We start from the raw sequence: 26,543 nt of genomic DNA, 5'->3' as shown, positions 1-26,543 counted from the left end.
CGGCATTCGCTCCTATTGCTGCGCGGACTTGTCCGCGGCCGTGACGTGGCGCCAGATGCCGCCGCTCAGGCGCAGGTTTTCCGGAGGACCGGCAAGATGCTCCCTGAGCCGTTCGAAATAGGCCTGCTGCCAACGCAGGGAATACGCCTCGGCGTCCTCGCCAGGCTTGGGCGCGGGCAACATCTCCAGCGTATAGGCGACGCGACCGTTCTCCCAGCGCGGTGCGTAGAACACCGAGGGCACGCCCATGCGATGCGCGAGGTGGGCCGCGAAGCCGGAGTACGTCACGTCCTGTCCTTCGAAGGTGGTCCGTGGCGCCGCCGGATTGGCCGCCCCGTCTATCGCCAGGCATAGCACATAGCCCGAAGTCAACGCGCGCATGCAGGCCTTGGCGACCTGCGCCTCGGTCTGGTCGGCAGTGGAGATCAGGGCTGCGGAGTAGCTGCTCTGCGCGATGCTGGGCGCGGTCGCCAGCCAACGCGACGGAATGCCCACCAGTTCCAGCGCCATCAACCCGGCGTACATGGGACCGACGTGCGCGGTGGCCACCACCACGCCCTTGCCCCCCGCCAGCAGCGGCGCAAAGAAGCGTTCGCCGGTATCCAGCTCTCCCAACACCTGCATGGCTTCTTCGACGCTCTCCTCGCGGCATTCGAGCCAGTCGAACAGCAGGTGGTCCACCAGGTGGCCCCAGCGCGCACGGCGCTCCCATTGCGCGCGGTCGATACTGGTGTCGCCGCGCATCGACCAGGCCCAGTCCAGGCGCGCCTGCGGGATCGGGGCGGTGTGCAGCCGTTCCTCCAGCTGCGCCATGGCCTCGTCGAAGGTCGCCGGCAGCCGCTGGCCGCGTTGCGCCACGTACTGTCCAAAGAGCGCCTCGGCCTCCTGCTTGCGCCCCGCCTGCGACAGCGCGCTGATGGCCGCGCGCTGCCAGAGCTGCTTTTCGGGCGACTTCTCCAGCAGATGCATCATCTGGTCGGCCGCCGCGTCGTACTGCAGCGTGTAGCGCAGCGCGCGTGCGTAGAAAGCCCGCGTCTGTTCCAGGTCCGGCGCCAGGTCGATGGCCTGCTTCAACGGCGCCAGGGCTTCCTTGTAGCGTCCGGCGCGCAGCAGGGTCTCGCCATGCAACGTCAGCAGCCTGACATCCGCGGGCGCCGCGCTCAGGCCGGCCTCGAAGTGCGCCAGCGCATGCACCTTGCGGTCATCTTCGTTGCCGCGCCGCAGATGCGCCAGGCCCAGGGACGAGCGCAGGACCGCGCAGTCGTGGCCCGCGTCCAGGGCTGCGCCGCCAAAGCGGATCGCCGCCTCCACCCTGCCGTCATCCAGCAAGGCGCGCACCGCCATCGTCGCCACGCGCTCGTTGGGCAGTTCTCGCGGGTCCAAGGCGGCAGCCATGCCGGCCGCCTCGGCAGTATCGCCGTTGCGCACGAAAGCCATCAGCCAAGGGTAGGCTTCGCCGGGTTCGTTTTCCGCCAGGTTCCGGGTCGCGCGTGCGACCTCGGCTGCCTCGGCCACACGGCCGGCCTGCACCCGCAACTGGATGCGCGCCGCATGCAGCGCCGCCGCGCCGGGTTCGATGCCGGCGGCGGCATCCGCCTCGGCGATGGCGCGGTCCCATTGCTCGGTGCGTCCGAACAGGCTGGCGAGCAGGCGGCGCTCGTCGGCGCGCGCGGGATAGACCGCGACCATGATCTCCAGCGCGGCGATCGCGGCGCCTAGCTTGCCTTCCCGCACCAGGGGCGCAACCAGCAAGCGGCGGGCGTCGCGCCAACCGTCCGCGGCCTCGCGCAGCGCCGGCTCCAGCATGGGCATGTCGTTCAGCGGCTCGGCCGCGGAATGAATCTGCTTGATCACGTCACGCAAGCGTGCCGTGGCATCAGTGCCGGCGGGACGATCCGCAATTGCCGTATCAACCATGACGCAATCCCCTCAACAACGCCAACGCCACCCGAGCGATGAACATCAGCACAAAGCCCAGCGCCAGCGCCTGCAGCAGCAGGATTCCGGTACGCGGACTGCTCGGGCGGTCCGTGGGTACTGGCTGCGCGATGATGGACAGGTAGCGTTGCAGCCGCAGCGTGTCCGTCATGGCCTGCTGGTAGGTCTGCTGCGCCAGGGTCAGGTTCGAATCCGCGAACGCCTGGGCGTTGCGCAGCGCTTCATAGGACTTGAGCTGCTTCGCTTCCGTGTTGCCCGCGCCGCTCAGGCGCTGGCGCACGGCCGCGATCCGCTTCTTCAGGGAAGCCACCTGCATCTCGGCGGGCCGCAGCATGAAATGGTCCTTGTTGCCCAACGCGCGGATCTTGTCGAGATTGATCTGCGCGGTGTTGAGCTCCCCTTCGAGCTGGCTGGACAGGTTCAGCAGCATCGTCACCGTGGCGGTGGGATCGATGTTGCCGTGCGTGGTCCGCCACGCTGTCAGCGTTTCCCGGGCGGCCAGCGCCTTCTGCTCCGCGAGCTTGACCGCCTCCTCGCTCACTTTCAGCTTGTCGGCGACGCCTTTCTCGTTCATCGAGCTGACGAAGCTCTCGGCCAGCTCGATCAACGCCCGGGACAGCAGCGCGGCATCCTCAGAGGAAAACGCGCTCACGCGCAATACGTCGATCTGTTCCAGCGCGTTGAAGGAGACCTTTACCGAGGCCTGGTAGGCGCGATAGAGATCGTCCTCGCTTGAGTCCTCTGCAAGATGATTCACAGGGTCCATGCCCGCGCGGATCAGGTACTGGCGCAGGCCGACCTTCTTGTCGAGCTGCTGCATGGCATCGCGCGACTTGAGGAAATCGGCGACCGCCCAGCCATCCACGAAGCCGCCGAGCATGCCGCCCGCGTTGCCCGTGGTCAGCAGGCTGGCCGCAGCCCCCCCGCCGCCTTGCTGCCCGGAGGCCGACTGCACGAAAAAGCGCGATTCCGCCTCGTAGCGGGGCGTGGCGAAGAGCAGCAGATACGCCAGGGCGCACGCGACCGGCGCCAGCACGATGAGCGTGTTGATCCAGCGGTGACGGCGCCGCTCTCGCAGCGCCGATTGCCGCTCGCGGCGGCGGCGTTCGATTTCGGACCTGCCCTCAGAGGCCGATTCCGCCCTCATCGAAGCCGCCTCCGAGGACGTCGTCGCCTGTGCCGGATTCGCTCCTTGATCGTCGCGGGGGGAACCTGCGGATGCACTGGTCGAGGTCGTCTTCGATGCTGAGTGCGCTTCGTTCATAAATCAAACCCTTGAAGCAATAGTCCGCCAACTGATTCTGGCGGTAACTGGAAAGAATGAGTGTCCGGCCGACCAGGCGCTCTTCGAACAGAGCCAGCCACAGGCGGGTGAAACGGCAAGGCTCGAAAGGGATGGCCCCTTCGATCACGTAGACATCGAACGCCGGCGCCAGCGCCAGCGCGAAGGAAAACTCCTGCCGCGCGTAGAGCGGCCAATGCTCCATGGGCTTGGCCAGGGTCCTGGGATCGCTGACCAGGTCCGCGACCAGTTCATGCGTGGCATCCGCGTCGATCTCGTACATCTCGCTGACGAAGTCGATCATGCTCAGGCCGTTGGCCTTGCCGCGGATGAATCCCTGGCGGCCTATCGCCCAGGACACGTTGCCATCGTGCTTGACGAAGCCCTGGCGCGGCGGCCGCAGGCCGCACAGCACATCGACGATCTGGCGATGCAATTCCGGCGCGGGCGACAGCAGCGCATAGCGCCCGACCGGAATATCGAGATCGACATTGGAAAGCAGCGCTTGCCTGCTTCCGAATGCATAGGGCTCGTCAGTGACGCCATTGAAATGGATCATCCACTTCCCTCACATCGGCTGGACGTTGGGACGGGCCAGCCGCTCGGCCGCCAACGCAAGCACCATCAAGAAAACCAACGAGGTCAGGAAGTATCCCAAGCTCGCATCGTGCGAGGCGTAAGCCTCGAAATACGCGGAGCGCAGCAGCTGCATGCCGTGCGCCAAAGGCAGCCACAGCATCCAGGGCCGCAGGTTCTCTGGCAACTGTTCCGAAACAAAGAACACGGCCGCGAAGATCTGCAGAAACCGTTCAATGATCGGCGCGAGCCTGAGAAAAAAATGCCAGTAGGTCGCGATCGATCCGAACAACACGCCCAGCGCAGCCCCGAAGCATCCCATCAATACGACGAAAAGCAGAAAGCCGGACCAGCTTTTCGGCAGCGTCACGAGTTCCAGCGCATGGCCCGCGCTGATCAGCACCAGGAACACCACCAGATATACCGACACATAGATGAACGCCTGCACCAGCGCGCACATCAAGGGAGTAACGCCCTGGAAGTTCAGCAAACCGCGGGCAGATACGTAGGCCGTGCTGCTCCGGAAGGCGATCTGCCGGAACATGATCCAGGTCGTCGCGCCCAGCAGCGAGAACGTCTGCACGTCCATGCCCATGATGTAGTGCGTGCCCATCAGGATGTACAGCGACGAAATCAGCGTCAACAGCACGACCGGGCCCACCAGCGCCCATACCAGGGCGATCCGGCTCTCGCCATGCATCACGCGCAGCTGGTAGATGAACATCGCCAGCAGCGTGCGGCCGACCGGCCGGACCTTCACGGAATGGCTCGGATCATGTCCTTCATGCAGGTCCTGCAAGCGGGCCCGCAATATCGCGAGATCGCCGGCCTCGTCCTGCGGCACTTCGACTTCCAGCGCAATGTCGTTGCGCGAGGCGTGGCGGCGCGCTTCGCGCGCCTCGTCCTGCTTGCGGCGATCCACGCGGCGCGCATGCGCCGCGGCCAGCCGCTCGTCTTCCGCCACCAGCTTGGCTGGCATGTAGCCGGGCGCGAACACTTCGACGCCGTCGCGGATATCCATTTCCAGCAGGCGCACGATGACGCGCAGGCGCCGGCGCGAAAAATCCGCCAGCGTCTCATCGACGTTGCTGCGCGCGATCTCCGCGTCCAGCTCCGCCTGCACCGCCTCGTACACCGCCCGCCGGGCAGCCACGGAGTCGTGCGGCTCGCCCTGCAGGCGCGCGACCAGGGGCTTGAGCAGGACGGCCGGCGTGGCCTTTGCTTCAAACAATGCCGCCGGATCCAGGCGCCAGGCCGCGACGCCGGATCCTACTGCGTAGCTACTGTCCTTACGGCGCGAACGCCAGCCCTTGATCCTGTCCTCGTTACTCATCGACACGCTATTGGCTTATGCCGGACGAGCCGCCCGAGTCGCTGTCAATGGCGCGCGTGGCGCTGAAGCCGGCGCTCATCGTGACGCGGAACGCGGACAACACCTTCTGCACCTGCGTGAACGGCGCATCCGAGATATAGATGGCCTGGCCTTCCTGCACGGTGAATTCGCGCGCCAGCGCCACTTGCTCCGGACGCGTTAGATCGAACTGATAGACCACCGGCAGCAGATCCGGCTTGCCCTCGGCGCCGGCCTTCGCAGGCGTGAACAGGAACACGGAACGCGGGTCCGCCAGCTTGTCGTCCAGGCCGCGGGAATCCGCCAGCGCATCCAGCACGCTGTAGTTGCGCTTGCTGATGGCCACGCGCCCCTGGGTGCCGGCCGCGCCCAGCACGGTCAGGTACTCCTTCGAGTCATAGGCGGTGATGACATCGCCCGCGCGCAGCAGGATGTCGTTGTTCTGGTTGCGGTAGATATCCGACAGCCGCACCGACGCCACCTGGTTGTCGCGGCGCAGGCTGATGACGAGCTGTTCGGGGTTCGTCTGCACCGGCGCGGCCTGGGCCAGCGCGCTGCTCAGGCGCTGCGAGGTCTGGGTGATGGGATACATGCCGGGCTTGGTCAGGTTGCCCTGCACCGTCACCATCTGGCCGCGCGCGTCCGCGGCGCGCGTCACGCTCACGTCGGCGCCGACAACCAGCCTGGCCAGACGAGCGACGACGGCATCATGCAGCTGCGCCAGGGTCATGTTGGCGGCGTGGAACTTGCCGAGGATGGGAAACGTCACGTTCCCTGCCGGGTCGATCTCCTGGTTGCCCAGGTCGCTCACGCCGGAGGGGTCCGCCGCGAACACGCCCAGCCCGCCGCGCTCCCAAACCTTCACATTGATGCCGTCGCCGGGAACCAGGCGGTCGAATCCGGCCTGCGTGAGATCGCGGTAGCGCACGGGAAAATCGGCCACATCGGGCACCCGGCTGGCCTGCACCAGTTCGCGCGAGACGGGCATCACGATGACGTCCTTGTCATCGTGCGCGCCCGTCATTTCGCTCAGCATCGGGCCGGAACGGGGCAGCTGGCACCCCGCGAGAGTCAACGTGGCAAGAACCACCATGGTCAGGGCTGCCTTGCGTCGCAGCCCTGAACCCGGGACGTACATATGCATAAGATCCTTTCGTTTCCGCAGCTTGATCGGTTGGACGCCAATCAGGCTTGCATCAGGCGCATGGGTTCGATATCCATGCGTTCGTCGTTCTCGGACACCACGGGCATGCACAGGCCCATGAACTTGGTCAGCATGGCGTCAAGCGAGAACAGCTTCTGCGCGCGGTGACGGCTGTGCTGCCTGAGCTGCTCGTTGCTGCGCACCTGGTCGACCATGGATGCGACTTTCTCGCAGGCCTCGTGCAGATCCGGGTGATCCACGCAACTGAGCAGATGGCCGGTTTCGTTCTCCACAAAGCACTCGCCAGCGCCGCCAGCCGGAGTCGAGATCACCGGCACTCCCACCAACTGGGCTTCGATCAGCACGTTGGGCAAGCCTTCGTAGCGCGACAGCAGGACGCTGGCATCCATTTGCGAATACCAATAGCCCACGTGGTTGGAAAGACCGACCAGCAAGAGCCTGTCCGTCACGCTCAGCTCTTCGGCCAGGGCCTCGATGTTCTCGCGCAGCCGTCCGTCTCCAACGATGACGAAGCGCGCCTGCGGCCTGTCCTTCAGGTACATCGCCGCCAGCTTGATCCACAGCTGCGGCCGCTTGTCCGGTTCCAGGCGGAACACGCCGCCTATCGTCTCGGTGGCGTCGTTCGTGCTTTCCTGAAAGGCCTTCCACTTTTCCTCATCCACGGCCGAAGCGTCCGTCGACAAATCGGGCACGCCGTTGTAAAGGATGTGAAAGCGCGTGATCGGGATGCCCAGCCATTCCGAGTAGGCTTCCGCGGCCTTGCAGCTGTTGCTGACGAAAACCACCCCCGGCACCTGGGCCAGGGCCTGGTACAGCTCGGGATATTCTTCGCGGAAGCGGTCCTTGCGGATGTTCGGCGGCAGTCCGCGGAAGACCAGGTGTATGGTCGGGGCGCCAGCCAAAAGCGCCGCCAGCGCGCCGAACAGGCAGGTTCCGTCCTGCCACAGGCTCACCACGTCGAACGGGTTCTCGCGCAGCACAGGCGTAAGCCGGGTCACGCCGTAGTGCACCGGAGGCGGCAACTGTTCCAGCAGACGGCTCAGGCTGCCCTCGGGCATGGATTGATGGGACACCGACACGGCCGGCAGCTTGTTGATCTCCGTGACCGGAATCTGCGCCTTCACCAGCACCGGCAGGAAGAAATCCAGTCCCTGCTTCTTGGTGGAGCCCGCGGGCTCGGTGTGCTGCTTGACCATAACTTCGACTTTCTTCGGCATCATGATCACGTCTGCCGGCCGGCGCTCGGGCGACTCCGCCAGGCGGGTCAGTTCGCCCGCAAGCCGCGTCAGCTGGCGCTCGGCGCCGCCGGGGCCAAGACTGCCCGTGACCAGCGCCACCGACACCGGCTTCTCCGCCGACTGCTCGACGATCTTGCGGTCGCGGAAGTGCAGGATCGCATGCTTCATGGACACGATCCTGACATCCTTGCCCACCAGCCCCTCTTCCGACTCGAAGCGTTGGTAGAAGGCGTAGTCGCTGGCCAGGTCGTTGGCCAGCTCGGCCGCCTTGCTGCCGGGCGTCAGGTGCTTCATGACGGGCGCGATCGCGTCGAACGCGTCGGCCAGCAGCCCGCGCTTGCGCAGGCGCTTGGCGAACTCGACGCGCATGTTGCGGTCGGTGTTCTCGGAAATCAGCCGGCGAAAGAGTTCGTCGGACTGCTCGTGCGCGCGGATGTCGCTAAGCAGCTTGGCCCGCGCGAACAGGCGGTTGGGATTCTGCGTCGAGGGCGGCAGATGATGGTCGACCAGGGCCAGGGCCTCATCGATCTTGCGTTCCTTCACCAAGCGCGTCGCGCAGTAGCGGACGATCAGGAAATCGTCCGGGCACTCCTGCAACAGCGTGGCCCACTGCTCGGCCATGCCTTCGTTCAGGCCCGCCGCCTCCTTCAGCCTGAGCAGCAGGAAGCGGACCTTGGAGTCTGCCATGTGGTCGCGCGCCAGTTCCTGGGCGCGGGACAGGTTTTCCTGGGCGACTTGAACCCGCACCGACGCCGTGACGATCTCTTCCAACCGGGCTTGCACCGCTTGCAGATCGGATGCAGCCTCCGCTCGCTCGGTAGTCAATGGGGGATTCATGCTGCCTTCCTCCGGTTGATCTTCTCGATCCACACGAGGCAGCGTTCGATGTAGTGATCGAACTGCGCCGGATTTTCGGAACGTTCCTGCAACTTGCGCCAGTACGGCAGGGCCTGTTCGAAGCGATGCAGTCGCATGGCGCCCACGGCGGCCAGGCGCAGGCCGATGGGGTCTTCCGGAACCAGCTTCAGGATGCGCTCGCCCAACGCCAGGCGTTCGGTCGTGCTGGCCGAATCCAGCGCACGCGCTTCGGCGTACAGCACGGCGATGATGCGCCGCTTTTCATGGTCGACTTCCGACATGCCGGGCCAGGACTGCGCAACACGCTCCAGCAGGTTCCAGGCCGCCTGATGATCGCCGGAGGAAAGGATCTCGCGCGCGCCTCGGATGGCGCGGGGTCCCAGCCTGCCTAGCTGGCGCTGCGCTTCGTCCTTGGCGCCCTGGTCCGCGCCGGCATGGTCGAGCACGGTCTTGTAGGCGTCGATGGCCTCGCCATACCAGCCGCCGTGGAAGGCTACCCGCGCAAAATGCAGCTGGGTGCTGAACGAGGCGGAATCGCCGGCGGCAGCTTGCTCGAGGTGCCGCATGGCGGTCTTCTTGTCGCCTAGCGCGTCGGCCGCGCGGCCGCGCATGGCATGCAGTTCCGGGAAATCGATCTGGCTGTCCAGCGCGATGTCGGTAAGGTCGATGACTTCCTTGTGATTGCCCGCCACCAGCGCGGCCCGCACGCCCAGGCGCATCGCACGCTCGAAGGCGCGCTGGGCGCGCACGCCGGCCAGCGCATCCGGAGTCAGCAGGCGGTGCGCGCAGATGCGCTCCGCGGCATCGCGCAGGCGTCCTTCCTCCAGCGCGCGGTTACCTTCCTCGGCCCAGGCCTGCGACTGCGAATTCAGCCAGGCGACGATATCCTCATGCTCGCTGCTTGCCAGCTTGCACGAGACCGCCAGCGTGGCCGCGGCCATGATGCTGCCGCGCCACGAGGCTTCCTTGACCAGCTCCAACGCGTCGACATCATTGAGCACGGGCGACTCGGACGCCAGGTTGCGCAGTCCGGCGCGATCGCCGGCCAGCAGCCGGTCGCGCCACAGCATGGCGAAGCCGCGGCCATACGCGGGCATGGCCGCGCGGACCTCGTGGACCCAGCGTATGGCGGATTCCATATCGCCGCTGGCCTGCAGCAGCGCCAGCACGGTGTCGGCGGCTTCCACCGCGACCGCGTCTTCCGGGGACGAGATGCGGAACAGCTGCTTCCAGTTGCCCAGGGTCTCGTCCACATAGCCCAACTGGCCCGCGGAAATCGCCGCGATTCGCACGATTTCGGGGGTTTCGATCTCATCGCCCAGCAAGCCCGCGGCCAGCGAGTACGCCACGTCATGGCGTCCCAGCTTGAACTGGTTGCGCATCAGGATCTGCTCAGCCTTGCTGCCGGACGCCACCGCGCCGTCGGCGCTGCCCAGAAGCGCCAGCGAACCTTCGTAGTCGCCCAGCTCTTCCTGGATGCGCGCAAACAGCAGCGTGTGGTCGGGCAGGCCGGGATGGCGGCGCAGCACCTCGCGCACGCGGCGCGAGGCTTCGCGCAGTTCGCCCGAATCCCACAGCTTCTCGATGCGGTCGGCGCTTTCATCGGCGGAGAGCTTGGGCGCGGCGGGCTGCGTCGTCGACGCATCCAGGCGCGGACGCATGAACGTCTTGAACCACTCTGCGCACAGGCGTTCGGCGAAAACCGGCGTGTAGTGGGTCAGGTCCAGTCCGCCATTTTCCATGGCCTCGGCCTGGCCGATCTTGTTCATCAGCGGCGTCGGGTCGTAGCAAGGCACGCCGATGCGCTGCGCGCTGGCGAGCACCGCGGCGATCAGTTGCTGGCGTTGCTCGATGGGCGCGTTGTCCGGCGTCATGGCATTGACGTGCGTGACGAACACCACTTTGTCGCGGCCCAGCAGGGCGACCAGCTGGTTCATTTCCTGCTCGATCTCCTCATCCGTCTGGTCACGCTTGACGATGCGGGCGAGCAGGTTGCGGTCGTCCGGCGTAAGCGCCTTGAAGACCGGATCCTGGTCCAGCAGCGCGCGGCGCTCGGCCAGGCGGTCGGCGTGGGCCATGGACCAGAACATCCGGGTGCGCGTGCGGTCGGCGAAGAACTCGCTGAAGTAGCGCACCAGGTAGTTGGACTGTATCGGGTAGCCGTCTATGGTCAGCAGCTTGCGCGAAGACAGTTCGACCACGTAGAGGTCAGCCGGCTTGTGGGCGCCTTTGCGCGCCTGCTCGCCATTCGAAGGCCGGAAGATCACGCGCTGGACGTCGGCAGGGATGTCGCCCTGGCCGAACATGAATCGCGCCTGCTGCAGCGCCTCGGCGCTGGTGTGCACGAAACCGTAGTTGCGCCCGAGTTGCAGCTTGATCGGGTAGCGGCCCACGGCATCGCGCAGCGGCGTATGGATGCGGCAGGTTCCAATCGGAGCGGTGGTAAAAGCAGCCATTCGGAGGCTCTCCTCTAGTGATCGATAGTGAGCCTGAACTTAAAGAGTCCAGTACAGGAGGTCGGACTGAAGCCGTTTGCTGTCGAGCACGGACTTCAGGTCGCACACCATGCCGTCGCTCTTGACCAGCGTCGGCAGGTCGTCCCAAAAGGTGTTCATGGTTTCGCGGTGCGGCACCGCCAGGATCAGCACATCCATGTCGCGGAACTGGTCGCGCTCGACGAGCTTGATGCCGTACTCGTGCTCCATCTGTTCCCGATCGGCCATCGGGTCGCACGCGACCGGGGTGATGCCGTAGGCGCCCAGGGCGTTGTAAAGATCGACCACCTTGGAGTTGCGGATGTCGGGCACGTTTTCCTTGAACGTCATGCCCAGGATGCCGACGCGGGTCGTGGCATTGAGGCGGCCGTTGCGGGCCAGGGTCTGGACCACTCGCGAAGCGACGTGGCTGGCCATGCCGTCATTGATGCGACGGCCCGACAGGATGACCTCGGGGTGATAGCCAAGCTCCTGCGCCTTGGACGTCAGGTAGTACGGATCGACGCCGATGCAGTGACCGCCCACGAGACCAGGCGAAAACTTCAGGAAGTTCCACTTGGTGCCGGCGGCTGCCAGCACTTCCGAGGTGCGGATGCCGACCAGATCGCAGATCTTCGACATTTCGTTCATCAGCGCGATGTTGATGTCGCGCTGCGTGTTCTCCAGCACCTTCGCCGCCTCGGCGACCTTGATGGAGGAGGCGCGGTGCACGCCGGCGTCGATGATTTTCTCGTACACGCCGGCAATGACTTCCAGCGATTCCTCGTCCTGGCCGGACACGATCTTGACGATCTTCTCCAGCGGATGCTCGCGGTCGCCCGGATTGATCCGCTCGGGGCTGTAGCCCAGCTTGAAATCGACGCCGCAACGCAGGCCGGACACCTTCTCCAGCTCCGGTCCGCAGATTTCCTCGGTGGCGCCGGGATGGACGGTGGATTCAAAAACCACGATGCAGCCGGGGCGCAGCACGGGGCCGATCGAGCGGCAGGCGCGCACCAGCAGAGAAAAATCCGGGTTGTTCTTTTCGTCGACGGGGGTCGGTACGGCCACGACGAAGAAATCGCAGCCTTCCAGTTCCGAGATCTGGTCGGTGAACTGCATCGGGGAGGCAAGCAACACGTCGCGTTCGATCTCGCCGGTCCAGTCATCACCCTCTTTCAGCCGTGCGATTCTCCGCTTGTCCACGTCAAAGCCGATGACATCAAAGCGCTTGGAAAATGCGACGGCTACGGGCAGGCCGACATATCCAAGGCCACACACTGCGATTCTCTTTACCACGGGGGACCTCACTGTTTTCGTCGTGTCGAAGACACTAGAAATTGACACCCGGGGGCACGAAATCGATGCAGAATCGAATATGTTTGCCCCGGTTCGGGCGGGCGTATTGCTTAAGAATATTTACAGCTCGATACTTGATTAGGCGTACCAAGCGGCGAGCCAACGAATCGTATAGGTGGCAAACAGCAAAATTCTTTCTAAATATTTTTATTGCTGTGCAAGTAAGTCGGATTCGTCGCAATAAACCCCGGGAAATCCCTCAAACAATTACATTCATTACATAAACCGCAACATGGCCGGCCAACGAGATTGTTAACAAATATATAAAAGGGTTTTTGTTGGTCCGGTTTAACCAAAATGAAAAAACATAATGGCGGCGCGGGGTTATTTATTAATAGCTCGGCGCAATGTCATATTCAAAAACAGCCTGGCTACAGTCATTATTCAGAAATAACAAAGCCTGACTCCCGCTCCCCGGACAAGTAAGTATTCGCACACGCGCCGCCCCAAAAAGCAAAAAGCCCACCGGGCGGGTGGGCTTTTTGCTCGATATGGCAGCGACGGTCCGGCCTTACTCCACCGTCACGCTCTTGGCCAGATTACGCGGCTTGTCCACGTCCGTGCCCCGCGCGCACGCCGTGTGGTACGACAGCAGCTGCAGCGGGATGGTGTGCAGGATGGGCGAAAGCTTGCCGTAGTGCTCGGGCATGCGGATCACGTGCATGCCTTCGGCGCTCTGGATCTTGCTGTCGGCATCGGCGAAGACATACAGCTCGCCGCCGCGCGCGCGCACTTCCTGCATGTTGGACTTCAGCTTTTCCAGCAGTTCGTCCTTGGGCGCGATGGTGACCACGGGCATGTGCTCGGTCACCAGGGCCAGCGGGCCGTGCTTGAGTTCGCCGGCCGGGTAGGCTTCGGCGTGGATGTAGCTGATTTCCTTGAGCTTGAGCGCGCCTTCCAGGGCGATCGGGTAGTGCATGCCGCGGCCCAGGAACAGGGCGTTTTCCTTGGAGGCGAAGCGGTCGGCCCAGGCCATGATCTGGGGCTCCAGGGCCAGCACCGAGCCGATGGCCACGGGCAGGTGGCGCAGCGCCTTCAGGTGTTCGGCTTCCTGCTCTTCGGTCAGGTGGCCGCGTACCTGGGCCAATGCCAGGGTCAGCAGGAACAGCGCGGTGAGCTGGGTGGTGAAGGCCTTGGTGGAAGCCACGCCGATCTCGACGCCGGCACGCGTGATGTACGAGAGCTTGCACTCGCGCACCATGGCGCTGGTGGACACGTTGCAGATGGTCAGCGTGTTTTCCATGCCCAGCGAGCGCGCATGCTTGAGCGCGGCCAGGGTGTCGGCGGTTTCGCCGGACTGCGAGATCGTGACCACCAACGAGCGTGGGTTGGGCACGCTGTCGCGATAGCGGTATTCGCTGGCGATTTCCACCGCCACGGGGATCTTGGCGATGGACTCGATCCAGTACTTGGCGGTCAAGCCGGCGTAGTAGCTGGTGCCGCAAGCCAGGATCAGCAGGGAATCGACGTCCTTGAAGATCTTGTAGGCCTGGTCGCCGAAGAGTTCGGGCGTGATGGCTTCGATGTCCTGCAGCGTGTCGCCGACAGCGCGCGGCTGCTCGAAGATTTCCTTCTGCATGTAGTGGCGGTAAGGGCCGAGTTCGGCCGCGCCGGTATGCACGTGCACGGTGTGGACTTCGCGGTCCACGTTCTTGCCGTTGGCGTCCACGATCCAGACGCGCGAGAGCTGCAGGTCGACGACGTCGCCGTCTTCCAGGTAGATGATCTGGTCGGTGGTGCCGGCCAGGGCCAGCGCGTCGGAAGCCAGGAAGTTCTCGTTCTGGCCCACGCCCACGACCAGCGGCGAGCCTTGGCGCGCGCCGACCACGCGGTGCGGCTCGTCGCGGCAGAACACGGCGATGGCGTAGGCGCCATGCAAGCGGCGCACGGCGTTCTGCACGGCTTCGAACAGGTCGCCGGCATACAGGTGGTTGACCAGGTGCGCGATCACTTCGGTATCGGTCTGGCTTTCGAAGACATAGCCCACGGCCTGCAGCTCGGCGCGCAGTTCGTCGTGGTTCTCGATGATGCCGTTGTGGACCAGCGCAATGCGCGGCTCGTCGTTGCCCAGGCGCGAGAAGTGCGGGTGGGCATTGTGCGTGGCCGGCACGCCGTGGGTAGCCCAGCGGGTGTGGGCGATGCCGGTGAAGCCGCTGACCTTGTCCTGCGCAACCTGTTCGGCCAATTCGGCCACGCGTTGCGTGCTGCGCGTGCGGCGCAGATGGCCGTCGGCGTAGACGGCGACGCCGCAGGAGTCGTAGCCGCGGTACTCAAGGCGCTTGAGGCCTTCAACGAGGATCGGGGTGATGTCGCGCTGGGCGACGGCGCCAACAATGCCGCACATAGGAGAGTGCTCCGGTAAGTTCGTGTACCGACGCATTGTGCTCGTCCCCGCAAGAAATTTGATTTCTTTATGCGGTTAAAAATGGAAGTTAATTCCCTTACATGATTGTGATTAAATAATATTTCTTCTAGATCATTTTTTTGAAATTAATCATGCAAAACGCACAGATTTCCCTGCCAGAGCTGGATGATCTGGACCGGCGCATTCTTGAACAGTTACAAGAAGACAGCTCGCTGACCAACCAAGAGCTGGCGCAACGCGTGCATGCCTCGCCTCCGACCTGCCTGCGGCGGGTGCGGCGGCTGGTGGATGAAGGGGTGATAGACAGGCAGGTGGCCATCCTGGCGGCGGAAAAGCTGGGCAGCACGCTGACCGCCATCGTCGAGATCACGCTGGACGTGCAGGCGGCTGAGAGCCTGGACGCGTTCGAGCAAAGCATGCTGGCCGAGTCCGCGGTGCTGCAGTGCTACCGGGTCTCGCCCGGGCCGGATTTCGTGGTGATCGCGCAGGTGAAGGACATGCCGGCCTATCACGCGCTGGTGCACCGCGCTTTCACCGCGCAGGCCAACGTGCGCAATGTGCGCACGTTCTTCTCGGTGCATCGCGCCAAGTTCGAGACCCGGATAGACCTGCGGACCTGAGGCAGGTCGGATCAGCGGCGGGCGATCAGGCGCTCGAACTGCGCCAGGTAGCGGTTGCCCATCTTCTGCACGTCGTGCTCGTCTCGCACGTAGGCATAGGCGCGCTCGGTGACTTCCTGGCGGAAGGCCGCGTCGTCCAGGCAGCGCGCCATGCCCTGCGCCATGGCCTGGAAATCACCCACGGCGCACAGCACGCCGCGTCCGTCGGCCAGGCTTTCCTTCAGGCCGCCAGCATCGGTGGACACCACAGGCACGCGTTGCAGGAAAGCATCCAGCACGCTGCTGCCCAGGGCCTCTTCCTCGGAGCTCATGACGAACACGTCGAGGATGCTGTAGAAATCTTCCACGCCCTTGCGAAAGCCGGCGAAGCGATAGACGTCCTCGATGCCGAGCTTGCGCGCCTCATCCTTGGCCTGCTGCTCGCGGTCGCCGCCGGCGCCGAAGTGCAGGAACACGAAGTCGCGGCGCGTCTTGGCCAATTCGGCCACGGCGCGCACCAGCGTGACCGGGTCCTTGTCGCGGATCAGCGCGGCCGACGTGGCCATGACCTTCCTGCCGGCCAGATCGAATTCCCGCACCAGCTGGGCGACATTCTCGGTGTCGATCTGGTGCGGCTCGACGGCGCTGCGGATGATGACGGGCTCGATCCCCAGGCGGCGCGGCTCGCCGGCGGCCATCTCGCTGATCGCCACGAACAGGTCGGCGTGGCGCCACTTGAAGCCGGTCTTCCATTCGTCGCCGGGTTTGACCACGAAGGACGTGCGGCGGGAAAACGCTACCGGCCGGCGGTGCAGCCATTTGGTGAGGACCGCCCAGGTGATGGTGTTGGCGGTCTGGGCATGAACTATGTCGTAGCGGCCGGCGCCGGCCAGGAAGGCCAGCTGCCCCGGCACGTTGCGGCAGGTATGGGCCACGAAGCCCTCCTGGCGCGCGCGCTCGGCCAAGGGCGCGCCTTCGCGGCACATCACTTCGACGTCGTGGCCAGCCTTGCGGAATGCGCGCATGCAGTACAGCGTCTGCCGTTCGCCGCCGCGCCAGCCCTTCTCGAAGTTCAGTTGCAGGATCTTCATGCGCGGCCGATGCCCGAGTACTCGAAGCCCAGGCCGCGCACGTCCGCGGGCGTGTAGAGATTGCGGCCGTCGATGATGAGCGGGGTCTTGAGCAGGGCTTTGACGCGATCGAAGTCGGGCGCGCGGAAGACCTTCCATTCGGTCGCGATCAGGAGCGCATCGGCGCCGTCCAGCGCGTCGTACATGTCGGTGGCGAAGCTGATGCCGGGCTTGCCGGCCAGCGCGCGCGCGGCCTCGTGCATGGCGACGGGGTCATAGGCGCGCACCTCGGCGCCGCGGCGCGTCAGTTCGGCGATGACAGTAAGGCTGGGCGCTTCGCGCATGTCATCGGTGTTGGGCTTGAAGGACAGGCCCCACAGCGCGATCTTGCGGCCCTTGAGGTCTTCGCCGAAACGCGCCACCAGTTTTTCGGACAGGCGGAATTTCTGCGCGTGGTTGGCAGCCTCGGCGGCCTCGATGACGCGCATGGGCAAGGCGTTCTCGGCGGCTGTGTTGACCAGCGCCTGCACGTCCTTGGGGAAGCAGGAGCCGCCGTAGCCCGCGCCGGGATACAGGAAGTGATAGCCGATGCGCGGGTCGGCGCCGATGCCGCGGCGCACTTGTTCGATATCCGCGCCCAGGGCTTCAGCCAGGTTCGCCATTTCGTTCATGAAGGAAATGCGCGTGGCCAGCATGGCGTTGGCGGCGTACTTGGTCAGCTCGGCCGAACGCACGTCCATCACCATCAGGCGGTCGTGGGTGCGCTGGAAGGGCTCGTAGATGCGACGCATGACGCCGATGGTGTAGTCGTCGTCCGCGCCGACCACGACCCGGTCCGGGCTCATGAAGTCGTTGATGGCGGCGCCTTCCTTCAGGAACTCGGGGTTGGACGCCACGCTGAAGGGGATGTCCACGCCGCGTGCGGCCAATTCACGCGCCACGACATCGCGCACCTTGTCGGCCGTGCCCACCGGCACGGTGGACTTGTCCACGATGAGCTTGCGCGACGTCATGTGGCGAGCGATGTTCTGGGCGGCGGCCAGCACGTATTTCAGGTCGGCCGAACCGTCCTCGCCGGGCGGGGTGCCGACGGCGATGAACTGCACGTCGCCGAAAGCCACGCTCTGCGCGACGTCGTCGGTGAAATGCAGGCGGCCCGCCTGCACGTTGCGGCGCACCAGGTCTTCGAGGCCCGGCTCATAGATGGGAATGCCGCCCTGGCGCAAGAGGGCGATCTTCGCCGCGTCCACGTCCAGACACATGACGTCGTTGCCCATGTCGGCCAGGCACGCCCCCGACACCAACCCCACGTAACCGGTACCCACGACCGTGATCTTCATGCCTGAACGCCTTCAAAATAGGTAATCGTTGCGCCAGATGACTCAATCCGGCGCCGGCCGTCATTATAGAAGCGGCCGGGGGCCCAAGCCCGCCGGCGCCACAATGGCGGCCTCGCGGGACCGCCCTAGGGCCGCAACTTGCTGAAGCGAACCGTATTGACCACCACCGCCAGCCCGGCGCAGATGGTCCCCAGCACCAGCGCCAGGCCAGGGCCATGGGCCAGGCTGATGCTGAACGCGATCGCGACCAGCGCCGTGCCGAAGCTCTGGCCAAAGACCCGGGTGGTGGCCTGCAGGCCGCCCGCCGCGCCGCTGCGCGAACGGGGCGCGGCCGACAGCATGGCGCGGTTGTTGGGCGTCTGGAAGAAGCCGAAGCCCATCCCCGCCACGAACATGCCCGCGATGATGGGCCAGTTCGACACCGTAGCCGGCAGCGCCGCCAGCCACAGCATGCCGACCACCATCGCCGCCGCGCCCATGCCGCTGAGCGTGGCGGCCGAATAGCGGTCGGACAGCCGCCCCGCGAGCGGGGCGATGATGGCGGTGCCCACGGGCCAGGCGCCCATCAGCATGCCCACTTCCAGATACGGCCGCCCCAGCACCTGCTGGAAATAGAACGGCAGGGACACGTAGGACGCCATCTGCGCGGCGAAGGTGCAGGCCGAGGCGCCTACCGCAAAGGCCAGCGGACGGATGCGCAGCAGATCCACCGGCACCAGCGGCGCTGGCTGCTTGCCCACGCGCCGCACCAGAACCAGGCCGATGACCGTGGCGATCGCCACCAGGCCGATGCCGCGCAGCAGGTCCATGCCCATCATGTCCACGCCCGAAATGAAGACGCCCAGGGTCAGCATGCACAGCAGCGCGCTGATCCAGTCCAGCTTCACGTTGTTGCGCGGTACTTCCGGCAGATGCCGCAGGCCCAGCATCGTCAGCGCGCAGATCGGCAGGTTGACGGCGAAGATCCAGGGCCAGGGCGCCACCGACAGGATGGCCGAGCCGATGGTCGGTCCCAGCACCGACATGATGGCCACGGTGGTAGCGTTGATGCTTATCCCGCGCCCCAGCAGCTTCAACGGGTAGATGTTGCGCACCAGTCCGCCGAACATGCACATGAGCGACGCCGCGCCTATGCCCTGGAACACCCGCGCCGCGGTCAGCTGCCACAGCGTGCCGGCCAGGGCGCAGCCCAGCGAGGCCAGGGTGAACAGCATCAGGCCGAAGGTGAACATGCGGCGAAAGCCGATGCGCTCGGCCAGCGCCGACAAGGGCAGCAGCATCATCACCACCGCCAGGTTGTAGGCGTTCACGATCCAGACCGCCTGGGCCGGCGACGCGTTGAGGTCGACGGCGATCGTGGGCAGCGCCACGTTGGCGATGGTGGTGTCCAGGACCGACAGGCTGATGCCTGTCATCACGGTGGCCGCCGCCCAGTAACGGCGCGGCGTCGGCAGGCCGTCGGGCGGCGCGGGCTTGGCGCCGTTGGCCGGCGCCTCTCCGCTCTGCCCCGTCACGATTTCTTGACCGGGCGCTGCCATCCGTCGACGGTGACCTGCTTGGCGCGCGACACCGTCAGTTTCTCGGCCGGCGCGTCGCGGGTCAGGGTGGTGCCTGCGCCCAGCGTGGCGCCGCGGCCGACGCGCACCGGCGCCACCAGTTGCGTGTCCGAGCCGATGAAGGCGTCGTCCTCGATGACGGTGCGGTGCTTGTTCACGCCGTCATAGTTGCAGGTGATGGTGCCCGCGCCCACGTTCACGCGCGCGCCGATGTCGGCGTCGCCGATGTAGGCCAGGTGGTTGGCCTTGCTGTCCTCGCCCAGCACGCTCTTCTTGATCTCGACGAAGTTGCCGACGTGGCTGCGGTCGCCGAGTTCGGCGCCCGGACGCAGACGGGCGTAGGGGCCGACGCGCGCATCGCGGCCGACCTGCGCCTGCTGCAGATGGCTATAGGCCTCGATGTGCGTGCCCGGGCCAACGCTGACGTCGCGCAGCACGCAGTGCGGGCCCACGCGCACGCCGTCGGCCAGCGACACCTGGCCTTCGAACACGCAGCCCACGTCGATGAACACGTCGCGTCCGCAGGTGAGCGAGCCGCGCACGTCAAAGCGCGCGGGGTCGGCCAGCGTGACGCCGGCTTCCAGCTGGCGGCGAGCCTGCTCGGCCTGCCAGCGGCGCTCCAGTTCGGCCTGCTGCACGCGGCTGTTCACGCCCAGCGTTTCCCAGGACGCACCGGGCTGGGCCGCGCCCACCGGCACGCCGTCGACCACCGCCAGGCCGACCACGTCGGTCAGGTAGTACTCGCCCTGGGCGTTGTTGTTGTCGATGCGGGACAGCCAGTCCTTCAGCTTCGCGGTCGGCGCGCTGAGGATGCCGGTGTTCACTTCCTTGATCTCGCGCTCGGCGTCCGAGGCGTCCTTGTGTTCAACGATGCGGCACACGTTGCCGCTGGCGTCGCGCACGATGCGGCCGTAGCCGGTGGAATCCGCCAGCACCTCGGTCAGCACGGCGGCGCCAGCGCCGCGCGCGTCCAACAGGCGCTGCAGGGTCTCGGGCTGCACCAGCGGCACGTCGCCGTACAGCACCAGGGTCACGTCGTCCTTGCCATCGCCTTCAAGCAGCAGCGGCACGGCCTGCTGCACGGCGTGGCCGGTGCCTTGCTGCGGCTGCTGCAACACGAAGTGCAGGTCCGCCTGGCCTTCGTAGGCCTGTTTGACGCGGTCCGCACCGTGGCCGACCACAACGATGATGCGCGCCGGCTTCAGTTGGCGCGCGCTGTCCAGCACGTGGCCCAGCATCGGCTTGCCAGCCAGCGTGTGCAGAACTTTGGGGAGATCGGACTGCATGCGTTTACCCAGTCCGGCGGCAAGAATTACTACGTTAAGCATAGGTTCCAGTATGTTGAGTGGCGGTCGAGAGGCCTTGCGGCCGTCTCGCCCGACGATTTAAAGAGAGGACCGACGCTAGTTGGCGTCCGGTCCGGTTTTCTTGGCGGCCTTGCGGGGCGCGGCGGACTTGCGGGCCGCCGGTTTGGACGCCTTGGCTGCGGGCGCGGCCGCGGCCTTGGATTCGCCCGGCTTGGGCTTGGCCGCGGCATCGGCGCCGGCAGCGGCAGGCGCGGCCGGCATGGAAGCCGCAGTGGCAGCGGCGATCTGGTTGAACTGCTGCTGCAGCAGGTCCCACCAGGCCTTGGAAGCGGATTGCGCCGCGGCGCCCATTTGTTCGCTCATGCCCGGCGCGGCGGATTGCTGCTGCCCTGCGGGCTCTTCGCCCTTGGCCTTGCCGCTTTCGGCGGCAGGGCTGGAGGCCGTCGTCTTGGCCGCGGACTTGGGGCCGGGCTTCAAGCCCAGCACGACTTCCAGCGGCGAAGCCGCGCCGCTGTCCTGGAAGGCGCCCATGTCCAGATTAGCGGCGCTGTCCACGAAGGCGCGCAGCGTGCTGATGGTGGAGCGTTGGACTTCCATGCCCTGGATCGTGCTGGACAGCATGGACAGGTTCATGCGCAGCCAGTTTTCCACGGAGCGGAGTTCCGCGATGCGGCGGTCCAGGTCTTCCAGGTTCATCGGGGGAGCCATGGGCAGGCTGCTGGCCAGGCCTCCAGGTCCGGTCAGGCCCGCCCAGGCCTGGCGCATCATTTCCATGCTGGCCAGGAGCGGGTTGCCCGACAGGTCGGAATGCTGGCCCATGCCGGGCAGAACGAACGGGTTCGTGTGTTGGTCGCTCATTCCTGGTCTCCCCTAAGACAGATGTCGCCGGCAGACGGGATCATCCGCGCAGCAGCTGATTGTTCTCCACGCGCACATGATCGCCCGACGCAAAAGCGAACGGCTGCGCGCTGCGGAATTGGCGCGTGCTGCCGTCATTCATGCGCACCGTGAGTTCATAGTGCGTCACCGTTTGTTGCTGTCTGATATTACGCTCAACTTCACGGCCTGCCAAAGCGCCGCCCACCGCGCCCAGCACGGTCAGGGCCGTCTTGCCGCTGCCGCCGCCGAACTGGTTGCCCACGACGCCGCCGACCACGCCGCCGCCGATGGTGCCGATGAGGTGGTCGCTATTGTCCTTGACGGGTACCTGCACTTGTCGGACCGATTCCACCACGCCGCAGGTGGCGCAGGCTTGCGGCGCTGGCGATTGGGGCGCGGGGCGCTGGGCGGGAGCCGGCGCCTGGGCCTGAGCCTGGGGACGCGGCGCAGCGGACGCCTGCGCCCCTTGCGCGGGCGCGGGCGGCACGGCGGCCTGCGGCGCGGGCGCCAGGTTGGCGTCTTCGGGACCGGCCTCGGCCACGGGTTCGTCGGCATGCGGGTTGGCCGAAGGCGAGGGCAGCCAGCCCATCACGGCGGCCACGCCCACCGTACACATGACGATGACGGCGATCGCCGCGGCAGCGACCAGGGGATGGATGGCGCGGCGCGCAGATTCAATTTTGGCGGATGTATTCATGACGATGCTCCATCGTTACTAACCGGCAGTGGTATAGCACCCAGGCACGGTTTCGGCGTGTTGCGATGGTGACGCTTCTTTGCAGGACGCGGGCCGGTGGACAGCCATTCCCATTCGTGGACAATAGGCGGATGGATCCCATTACCCTGCCCCAGCTTGAACAGGCCATCAACTACTGGCGCAATATTTCGCCGTCGGTGGGCGACGAATCCCGCCTGTGTCCCGAGGCTGCCGCGCTGGCCACCCCTTACGCGCTCATGATCATGGCGCACCGGCGCGAGATCCCTGCCGCAGAACTGAGCGAACCGGCCCGCGCCGCGCTTGCCGGCTGGGCCGCCGCCGGCAAGTAAGCCAGCACGGCCTCCTGATCAGCCCTTGAGCAGGGCCTTGATATCCTGCGTCAGGGCTTCCACCCCGATGTTGTTGTTGGCCAGCACGCGCGATTCGCCCTTGCCGTCCAGCAGGTAGAACGCGGCCGTGTGGTCCATGGTGTAGCTGCCGTCCTTGGTCGGCGCCTTGGCGTAATAGGCCTTGAAGGATGCGGCGGCCTTCTTTACCTGGTCCGGCGTGCCGGTCAGCCCCAGGAAGCGCGGATCGAAGGCGGTGACGTACTGTTTGAGGACCTCGGGCGTATCGCGCTCGGGATCCACCGAAATCAGCAGCACCTGGACGCGGTCGGCGTCCGGCCCCAGCTTCTTCATGACTTCGGTCAGCTCGGCCAGCGAGGTCGGGCACACGTCCGGACACTGCGTGAAGCCAAAGAACACGACCACCACCTTGCCGGCGAAATCGGACAGCTGGCGCGTCTTGCCGTTGTAATCGACCAGCTCCATGCCGCGACCCAATTGGGTGCCGCTGATGTCGCTGCCCTTGAATACGGGCGCGCTGTCGCCGCAGGCGGCCAGGGCGGCGGTGAAAGCAGCGGCTGCGCCCAGGCGCAGGACCAGCCGGCGGCTGGTGGAAAACACGGACATCGACAACCTCCAGGGGATCAGCGCAGCAGGCCGACCCAGTGGTCCACCAGCAGGGCGCCGAACAGCAGCGCCAGGTAGAGAATGGAAAAACGGAACATGCTGCGCGCCAGCTCGTCGCTGTAGGCGCGATAGAGCCGCCATGCATAGGAAACGAACATGCCGCCCAGCACCAGCGCGGACACCAGGTAGAGTTCGCCGCTCATGCGGATGGCATAGGGCAACAGCGTGGTGGCGACCAGCGCCACGCTGTACAAGAGGATGTGCAGGCGCGTGAACTGGTTGCCGTGCGTGACCGGCAGCATCGGCAGCCCGGCCTTGGCGTAATCGTGGTTGCGGTAAAGCGCCAGCGCCCAGAAGTGCGGCGGCGTCCAGATGAAGATGATCAGCACCAGGATCCAGGCCTCGGCCGGCACCGAATCCGCCACGGTCGCCCAACCGAGCGCGGGCGGCATGGCGCCCGACAGGCCGCCGATGACGATGTTCTGCGGCGTACGCGGCTTCAGGATGACGGTATAGATGACGGCGTAACCCACGAAGGTGGCGAAGGTCAGCCACATGGTCAGCGGGTTGACCAGGTGATACAGCACGAACATGCCGGCGCCGCCCAGCAGGCCGGACATGCTCAGCACCTGGAAAGCCGAAATCGTGCCGCGCGCCGTGCCGCGGCGCGCGGTACGCAGCATGCGGGCGTCGATTTCCTGTTCGATCAGGCAATTGATCGCGAAAGCGGCCGCGGCCAGCAGCCAGATGCCCAGGGTGCCGAACAGCACGCGGCGCATGTCCGGAATGCCGGGCGCCGCCAGGAACATGCCGATCACGGCGCAAAACACCGCCAACTGCGTCACACGCGGCTTGGTGAGGACGAAATACTGGCGGAACAATCCGGGCTGGGGAGCGGCAATACTGGTCATAGTGGGCCCTATTTTAAACGCGCACCGAATTGGGGCCGTAGCCCCCGGCGGGCGCACGTCCAGCTGTGGACAAACGCACCATCAACACCACCGCGGCCAGGGTCAGGCCGGCGGCGCCTCCATTGTGCAGCACCGCGATCAACAGCGGCCACTGGAAAAAGATCGTGGTCAAGCCGGTCAGCAGCTGCGCGCCCAGCAGCGCCAGCATCAGCGTGGCCGGTCCGCGCAGGCCGGGCTCGGCGCGCAGGCGCCAGGCCAGTATGCCCAGGTACAGGAACACCACGAAGGCAAAATTGCGGTGGACCCAGTGGATCGCGGTCAGCGCCGGCTGGGAAATCATCTCGCCCGATGGCAATTCGCCCAAGGCCCGGATGATCGAATAGCCGCCATGGAAATCCATTTCCGGCACCCAGGCTCCGTGGCACATGGGGAAATCCATGCAGGCCAGCGCGGCATAATTGGTGCTGACCCAACCGCCCAGGGTCACCTGCACCAGCAGCAGCGCAAACCCCCCGGCCACCCAGGGTTTCCAGCGTGCGGCCGCAGCCGCCACGGCCAGGTGCGGACGCTCGCGCGCCGACAGCCAGGTCATCAGCGCCAGCACCGACAGGCCGAACACCAGGTGCGCGGTCACGACAACGGGCATCAGCTTGTGGGTCACGGTCCAGGCGCCGAACGCGCCCTGCACGCAAACCGCAATCAGCGTCACGACGGCCAACTTGGGCGAACGGCCCAGCTGGCCGCGGTAGCGCCACGCCATGTAGACGATGCCGATGATCAGCATGCCCAGGATGGTGCCGACATAGCGGTGGATCATTTCGATCCAGGCCTTGGACAAGGTGACCGGGCCGAAAGGCATGGCCTGCGATGCCTCGTGGATGTCGCCCATCGCGCCCAGCGGCGTCACGCTGCCGTAGCAGCCGGGCCAATCGGGGCAACCCAGGCCGGAATCCGTCAACCGCACGAAAGCGCCGAACATGATGAGGTCCAGCGTCAGGAACCAGGTAAAGAAAACAAGCTTGCGATAACGCGCTTTGATGCGTTCGATTTCCATAAACATCCAATCTGCAACGCCGCGCGCGATGCGCGCGACGCATTGAAACCATGCCAGCCCGAGGCTCAGCCTATTCTCGAGCTGTAGACCAGCTTGCTGATGTCCTTGCGCACCTTCACGCCATCGGCCTCGGCAGGGTACTGCATCATCAGGTTACCCAGCGGGTCGATCACCCAGATCGGCGCCTCCAGCCCGGGCTGGCCCGCCGCAGTATCGCGCGCCAGCAGGAACCGCGCCAATTGGTCTGGATTGGCGCGCACCATGACCGTGCCTTTGTAGGCTTCCAGCACCTTGTCCGGCACGGGCGCATCGTCGGTGATGAACCAGACGCGCGCCAGCCGGTCGACGTTCTTGCCCTGGCTGGCATGGCTGTTGCGCGCGATGAAGAGCTTGCGGGCGCAGCTTTCCGGGCAGGCGCCCCCGTCGGCGGCCACCAGCAACCATTTGCCCTTCAGGCTCTGCAGGTCGAAGGGCTGGCCGTCCAGCGTGGTCAGGCGCAACTCCGCGGCCGCGGGCATGGGCCGCTGCGGATTCAGGAGCGCGCCGTAATTGCTGGACTCATCGGGCCACCATTGCGGATTCATGTAGACCACGACCGCCGCGACGATGGGTGCGAGCGAGCACAGGAACACCAGCAGCATCGGCATCAGGGAGCGCTTGCGTGCGGGCTTGGTAGAGGAAAGGTCGCGAGCCACTTTGTATCCTGTCGTCTTGCGGGTTAAGAGTCGGCGTCCCGGTCAGGCGCCGGGCGCGTTCTGCGCGCGCCGCATGCGCCGGATGGCGCCCCCCAGCACCACCAGCCATGCGACGGCGGCAATCGAGGCAAAAGCAAACCACTGTACGGCATAGGACGTGTTCTGCTGAAAGTCCACGGACGGCTGCGGCCAGTCGCGCACCAGGCCATCGTCCGCGTTGCCCGCGGCCTGCGACAGCACCGTGGGCAGCAGGGCCAGACCGGTGGATTTGGCGTACGCGTCCAGCGGCAGGTTCTGCACCTGCGGCAAGACGCCGCCCGCCACGGGCAGCGAGGCCGGCAAGGCGGACTGCTCCGACCCTCCCAGCGACCAGATCTCGAACAGACGCGGCACGCGAGGCGACAGCTCGCCCGTCACCGTCTGCGGCCCTTCGGGCGTGACGGGCAGCGGCGGCTGCGAGGGGCCCTGGCCCTGAACCCCCATGACGCGCGGAATCCAGCCGCGCAGCACCAGCACGGCGCGGCGCGCATCGGCGTCCAGCAGCAGCGGCGTGGCCAGCCAATAGCCGGGCTTGCCGTCATGGTTGCGGTTGTCCAGCAGTACACTGAATTGCGGCAGCCAGACCCCGGTAGCCTGGGCCGAACGCCAGGCAGTCATATCGGCGGGGTCGGTAGCCGGGCTCAAGGGCAGCGGCGCTTGCTTGCGGCCCGCTTCGATAGCGGCCAGAATGGCGCGTCGCTCATCGCCGCGGCGCAATTGCCATTGCCCCAGCGATGCCAGGATGACCACGGCGGCACCCAGCAACAGCAAGGCGGCTACCGTGTATCGGGTTGAATGCGGTCGGGCCATATTTCT

At 65.8% G+C, this 26,543-nt stretch carries 22 protein-coding genes; 2 read left to right on the top strand and 20 right to left on the bottom strand.

Going from position 1 to position 26,543, the window contains the following annotated elements; translation table 11 throughout:
• Positions 1–12: 12 nt before the first annotated feature.
• The 9 genes from IB258_RS17085 to glmS form a co-directional block, all read right to left on the bottom strand.
• On the bottom strand, positions 13–1,917 hold the full coding sequence (locus tag IB258_RS17085) for a Vi polysaccharide transport protein VexE (protein WP_192352933.1): 1,905 nt from the start codon (positions 1,915–1,917) through the stop codon (positions 13–15).
• Positions 1,910–3,085 carry a sugar ABC transporter gene (locus IB258_RS17080; protein ID WP_119449878.1) on the bottom strand — a complete coding sequence of 392 codons (1,176 nt, stop codon included), beginning with the start codon at positions 3,083–3,085 and terminating at the stop codon, positions 1,910–1,912. The genes IB258_RS17085 and IB258_RS17080 overlap by 8 nt, the downstream gene beginning before the upstream one ends.
• The gene (locus tag IB258_RS17075) at positions 3,063–3,779 is read right to left on the bottom strand and encodes an ATPase (protein WP_054455412.1); all 717 of its coding nucleotides are present in this window, start codon (positions 3,777–3,779) and stop codon (positions 3,063–3,065) included. Before IB258_RS17075 ends, IB258_RS17080 begins: the two co-directional genes overlap by 23 nt.
• Before the next feature lie 9 nt (positions 3,780–3,788).
• On the bottom strand, positions 3,789–5,129 hold the full coding sequence (locus IB258_RS17070; protein ID WP_054455414.1) for an ABC transporter permease: 1,341 nt from the start codon (positions 5,127–5,129) through the stop codon (positions 3,789–3,791).
• A gap of 7 nt (positions 5,130–5,136) precedes the next feature.
• Positions 5,137–6,291 (bottom strand): polysaccharide biosynthesis/export family protein, encoded by a 1,155-nt coding sequence (locus IB258_RS17065; RefSeq protein ID WP_054455416.1) that lies wholly within the window; start codon positions 6,289–6,291, stop codon positions 5,137–5,139.
• Between the two features lie 41 nt (positions 6,292–6,332).
• Positions 6,333–8,387 (bottom strand): glycosyltransferase, encoded by a 2,055-nt coding sequence (locus IB258_RS17060; RefSeq protein WP_119449876.1) that lies wholly within the window; start codon positions 8,385–8,387, stop codon positions 6,333–6,335.
• Positions 8,384–10,864 (bottom strand): hypothetical protein, encoded by a 2,481-nt coding sequence (locus tag IB258_RS17055; RefSeq protein ID WP_192352932.1) that lies wholly within the window; start codon positions 10,862–10,864, stop codon positions 8,384–8,386. Before IB258_RS17055 ends, IB258_RS17060 begins: the two co-directional genes overlap by 4 nt.
• 39 nt (positions 10,865–10,903) lie before the next feature.
• Positions 10,904–12,163, bottom strand: coding sequence for a nucleotide sugar dehydrogenase (locus IB258_RS17050; protein WP_119449874.1), 1,260 nt, complete (start codon positions 12,161–12,163; stop codon positions 10,904–10,906).
• Positions 12,164–12,752: 589 nt separating this feature from the next.
• On the bottom strand, positions 12,753–14,585 hold the full coding sequence (glmS, locus tag IB258_RS17045; RefSeq protein WP_054455423.1) for a glutamine--fructose-6-phosphate transaminase (isomerizing): 1,833 nt from the start codon (positions 14,583–14,585) through the stop codon (positions 12,753–12,755).
• A 152-nt stretch (positions 14,586–14,737) separates the two neighbouring features.
• Here glmS and IB258_RS17040 point away from each other — a divergent pair, with 152 nt between their 5' ends.
• The gene (locus tag IB258_RS17040) at positions 14,738–15,226 is read left to right on the top strand and encodes an Lrp/AsnC family transcriptional regulator (RefSeq protein WP_119449873.1); all 489 of its coding nucleotides are present in this window, start codon (positions 14,738–14,740) and stop codon (positions 15,224–15,226) included.
• A gap of 11 nt (positions 15,227–15,237) precedes the next feature.
• On the opposite strand, the gene IB258_RS17035 is transcribed toward IB258_RS17040, so the two are convergent.
• The 6 genes from IB258_RS17035 to IB258_RS17010 all read right to left on the bottom strand — a co-directional run bounded on the left by IB258_RS17035 (position 15,238) and on the right by IB258_RS17010 (position 22,054).
• Positions 15,238–16,296 carry a glycosyltransferase family 4 protein gene (locus IB258_RS17035; RefSeq protein ID WP_054455428.1) on the bottom strand — a complete coding sequence of 353 codons (1,059 nt, stop codon included), beginning with the start codon at positions 16,294–16,296 and terminating at the stop codon, positions 15,238–15,240.
• Complete coding sequence (locus tag IB258_RS17030; RefSeq protein ID WP_054455429.1) at positions 16,293–17,615, bottom strand: UDP-glucose/GDP-mannose dehydrogenase family protein; 1,323 nt, start codon at positions 17,613–17,615, stop codon at positions 16,293–16,295. The genes IB258_RS17035 and IB258_RS17030 overlap by 4 nt, the downstream gene beginning before the upstream one ends.
• Before the next feature lie 125 nt (positions 17,616–17,740).
• Complete coding sequence (locus IB258_RS17025) at positions 17,741–19,153, bottom strand: MFS transporter (protein WP_119449872.1); 1,413 nt, start codon at positions 19,151–19,153, stop codon at positions 17,741–17,743.
• Complete coding sequence (glmU, locus tag IB258_RS17020; protein ID WP_119449871.1) at positions 19,126–20,499, bottom strand: bifunctional UDP-N-acetylglucosamine diphosphorylase/glucosamine-1-phosphate N-acetyltransferase GlmU; 1,374 nt, start codon at positions 20,497–20,499, stop codon at positions 19,126–19,128. The genes IB258_RS17025 and glmU overlap by 28 nt, the downstream gene beginning before the upstream one ends.
• Positions 20,500–20,574: 75 nt before the next feature.
• Positions 20,575–21,336, bottom strand: coding sequence for a PhaM family polyhydroxyalkanoate granule multifunctional regulatory protein (locus IB258_RS17015; RefSeq protein WP_192352931.1), 762 nt, complete (start codon positions 21,334–21,336; stop codon positions 20,575–20,577).
• Positions 21,337–21,376: 40 nt separating this feature from the next.
• On the bottom strand, positions 21,377–22,054 hold the full coding sequence (locus IB258_RS17010) for a glycine zipper 2TM domain-containing protein (protein ID WP_119449870.1): 678 nt from the start codon (positions 22,052–22,054) through the stop codon (positions 21,377–21,379).
• A gap of 131 nt (positions 22,055–22,185) precedes the next feature.
• On the opposite strand from IB258_RS17010, the gene IB258_RS17005 reads away from it, so the two are divergent.
• The gene (locus tag IB258_RS17005; protein ID WP_054455439.1) at positions 22,186–22,404 is read left to right on the top strand and encodes a DUF3717 domain-containing protein; all 219 of its coding nucleotides are present in this window, start codon (positions 22,186–22,188) and stop codon (positions 22,402–22,404) included.
• An 18-nt stretch (positions 22,405–22,422) separates the two neighbouring features.
• Here IB258_RS17005 and IB258_RS17000 read toward each other — a convergent pair whose 3' ends face one another.
• From IB258_RS17000 to IB258_RS16980, 5 genes are all read right to left on the bottom strand, one after another.
• The gene (locus IB258_RS17000; protein WP_119449869.1) at positions 22,423–23,028 is read right to left on the bottom strand and encodes an SCO family protein; all 606 of its coding nucleotides are present in this window, start codon (positions 23,026–23,028) and stop codon (positions 22,423–22,425) included.
• A 17-nt stretch (positions 23,029–23,045) separates the two neighbouring features.
• Complete coding sequence (gene cyoE / locus IB258_RS16995) at positions 23,046–23,939, bottom strand: heme o synthase (RefSeq protein ID WP_054455442.1); 894 nt, start codon at positions 23,937–23,939, stop codon at positions 23,046–23,048.
• Positions 23,940–23,952: 13 nt separating this feature from the next.
• A complete protein-coding gene (locus IB258_RS16990; RefSeq protein ID WP_054455925.1) occupies positions 23,953–24,987 on the bottom strand; it encodes a heme A synthase in 1,035 nt (344 codons plus the stop codon).
• 71 nt (positions 24,988–25,058) lie between these two features.
• Positions 25,059–25,640 (bottom strand): hypothetical protein, encoded by a 582-nt coding sequence (locus IB258_RS16985; RefSeq protein WP_054455444.1) that lies wholly within the window; start codon positions 25,638–25,640, stop codon positions 25,059–25,061.
• Positions 25,641–25,730: 90 nt separating this feature from the next.
• Positions 25,731–26,537: an SURF1 family protein gene (locus IB258_RS16980; protein WP_054455446.1), complete on the bottom strand. Its 807-nt coding sequence runs from the start codon at positions 26,535–26,537 to the stop codon at positions 25,731–25,733.
• Between the last annotated feature and the right edge of the window lie 6 nt (positions 26,538–26,543).

Origin of the sequence: Achromobacter sp. ACM02, from assembly GCF_014851605.1 — a bacterium.
Lineage (GTDB): Bacteria > Pseudomonadota > Gammaproteobacteria > Burkholderiales > Burkholderiaceae_B > Achromobacter > Achromobacter aegrifaciens.
The sequence above is the reverse complement of the archived record's forward strand: the minus strand, read 5'-3'. Positions and strand labels throughout refer to the sequence as shown.

What these genes read in the sequence shown, in the direction of transcription:
- IB258_RS17085 (WP_192352933.1), bottom strand. Translation starts at nt 1,917, where the DNA reads ATGGTTGATACGGCAATTGCGGATCGTCCCGCCGGCACTGATGCCACG.
- IB258_RS17080 (WP_119449878.1), bottom strand. Translation starts at nt 3,085, where the DNA reads ATGAGGGCGGAATCGGCCTCTGAGGGCAGGTCCGAAATCGAACGCCGC.
- IB258_RS17075 (WP_054455412.1), bottom strand. Translation starts at nt 3,779, where the DNA reads ATGATCCATTTCAATGGCGTCACTGACGAGCCCTATGCATTCGGAAGC.
- IB258_RS17070 (WP_054455414.1), bottom strand. Translation starts at nt 5,129, where the DNA reads ATGAGTAACGAGGACAGGATCAAGGGCTGGCGTTCGCGCCGTAAGGAC.
- IB258_RS17065 (WP_054455416.1), bottom strand. Translation starts at nt 6,291, where the DNA reads ATGCATATGTACGTCCCGGGTTCAGGGCTGCGACGCAAGGCAGCCCTG.
- IB258_RS17060 (WP_119449876.1), bottom strand. Translation starts at nt 8,387, where the DNA reads ATGAATCCCCCATTGACTACCGAGCGAGCGGAGGCTGCATCCGATCTG.
- IB258_RS17055 (WP_192352932.1), bottom strand. Translation starts at nt 10,864, where the DNA reads ATGGCTGCTTTTACCACCGCTCCGATTGGAACCTGCCGCATCCATACG.
- glmS (WP_054455423.1), bottom strand. Translation starts at nt 14,585, where the DNA reads ATGTGCGGCATTGTTGGCGCCGTCGCCCAGCGCGACATCACCCCGATC.
- IB258_RS17040 (WP_119449873.1), top strand. Translation starts at nt 14,738, where the DNA reads ATGCAAAACGCACAGATTTCCCTGCCAGAGCTGGATGATCTGGACCGG.
- IB258_RS17035 (WP_054455428.1), bottom strand. Translation starts at nt 16,296, where the DNA reads ATGAAGATCCTGCAACTGAACTTCGAGAAGGGCTGGCGCGGCGGCGAA.
- IB258_RS17030 (WP_054455429.1), bottom strand. Translation starts at nt 17,615, where the DNA reads ATGAAGATCACGGTCGTGGGTACCGGTTACGTGGGGTTGGTGTCGGGG.
- IB258_RS17025 (WP_119449872.1), bottom strand. Translation starts at nt 19,153, where the DNA reads ATGGCAGCGCCCGGTCAAGAAATCGTGACGGGGCAGAGCGGAGAGGCG.
- glmU (WP_119449871.1), bottom strand. Translation starts at nt 20,499, where the DNA reads ATGCTTAACGTAGTAATTCTTGCCGCCGGACTGGGTAAACGCATGCAG.
- IB258_RS17015 (WP_192352931.1), bottom strand. Translation starts at nt 21,336, where the DNA reads ATGAGCGACCAACACACGAACCCGTTCGTTCTGCCCGGCATGGGCCAG.
- IB258_RS17010 (WP_119449870.1), bottom strand. Translation starts at nt 22,054, where the DNA reads ATGAATACATCCGCCAAAATTGAATCTGCGCGCCGCGCCATCCATCCC.
- IB258_RS17005 (WP_054455439.1), top strand. Translation starts at nt 22,186, where the DNA reads ATGGATCCCATTACCCTGCCCCAGCTTGAACAGGCCATCAACTACTGG.
- IB258_RS17000 (WP_119449869.1), bottom strand. Translation starts at nt 23,028, where the DNA reads ATGTCCGTGTTTTCCACCAGCCGCCGGCTGGTCCTGCGCCTGGGCGCA.
- cyoE (WP_054455442.1), bottom strand. Translation starts at nt 23,939, where the DNA reads ATGACCAGTATTGCCGCTCCCCAGCCCGGATTGTTCCGCCAGTATTTC.
- IB258_RS16985 (WP_054455444.1), bottom strand. Translation starts at nt 25,640, where the DNA reads ATGCCGATGCTGCTGGTGTTCCTGTGCTCGCTCGCACCCATCGTCGCG.
- IB258_RS16980 (WP_054455446.1), bottom strand. Translation starts at nt 26,537, where the DNA reads ATGGCCCGACCGCATTCAACCCGATACACGGTAGCCGCCTTGCTGTTG.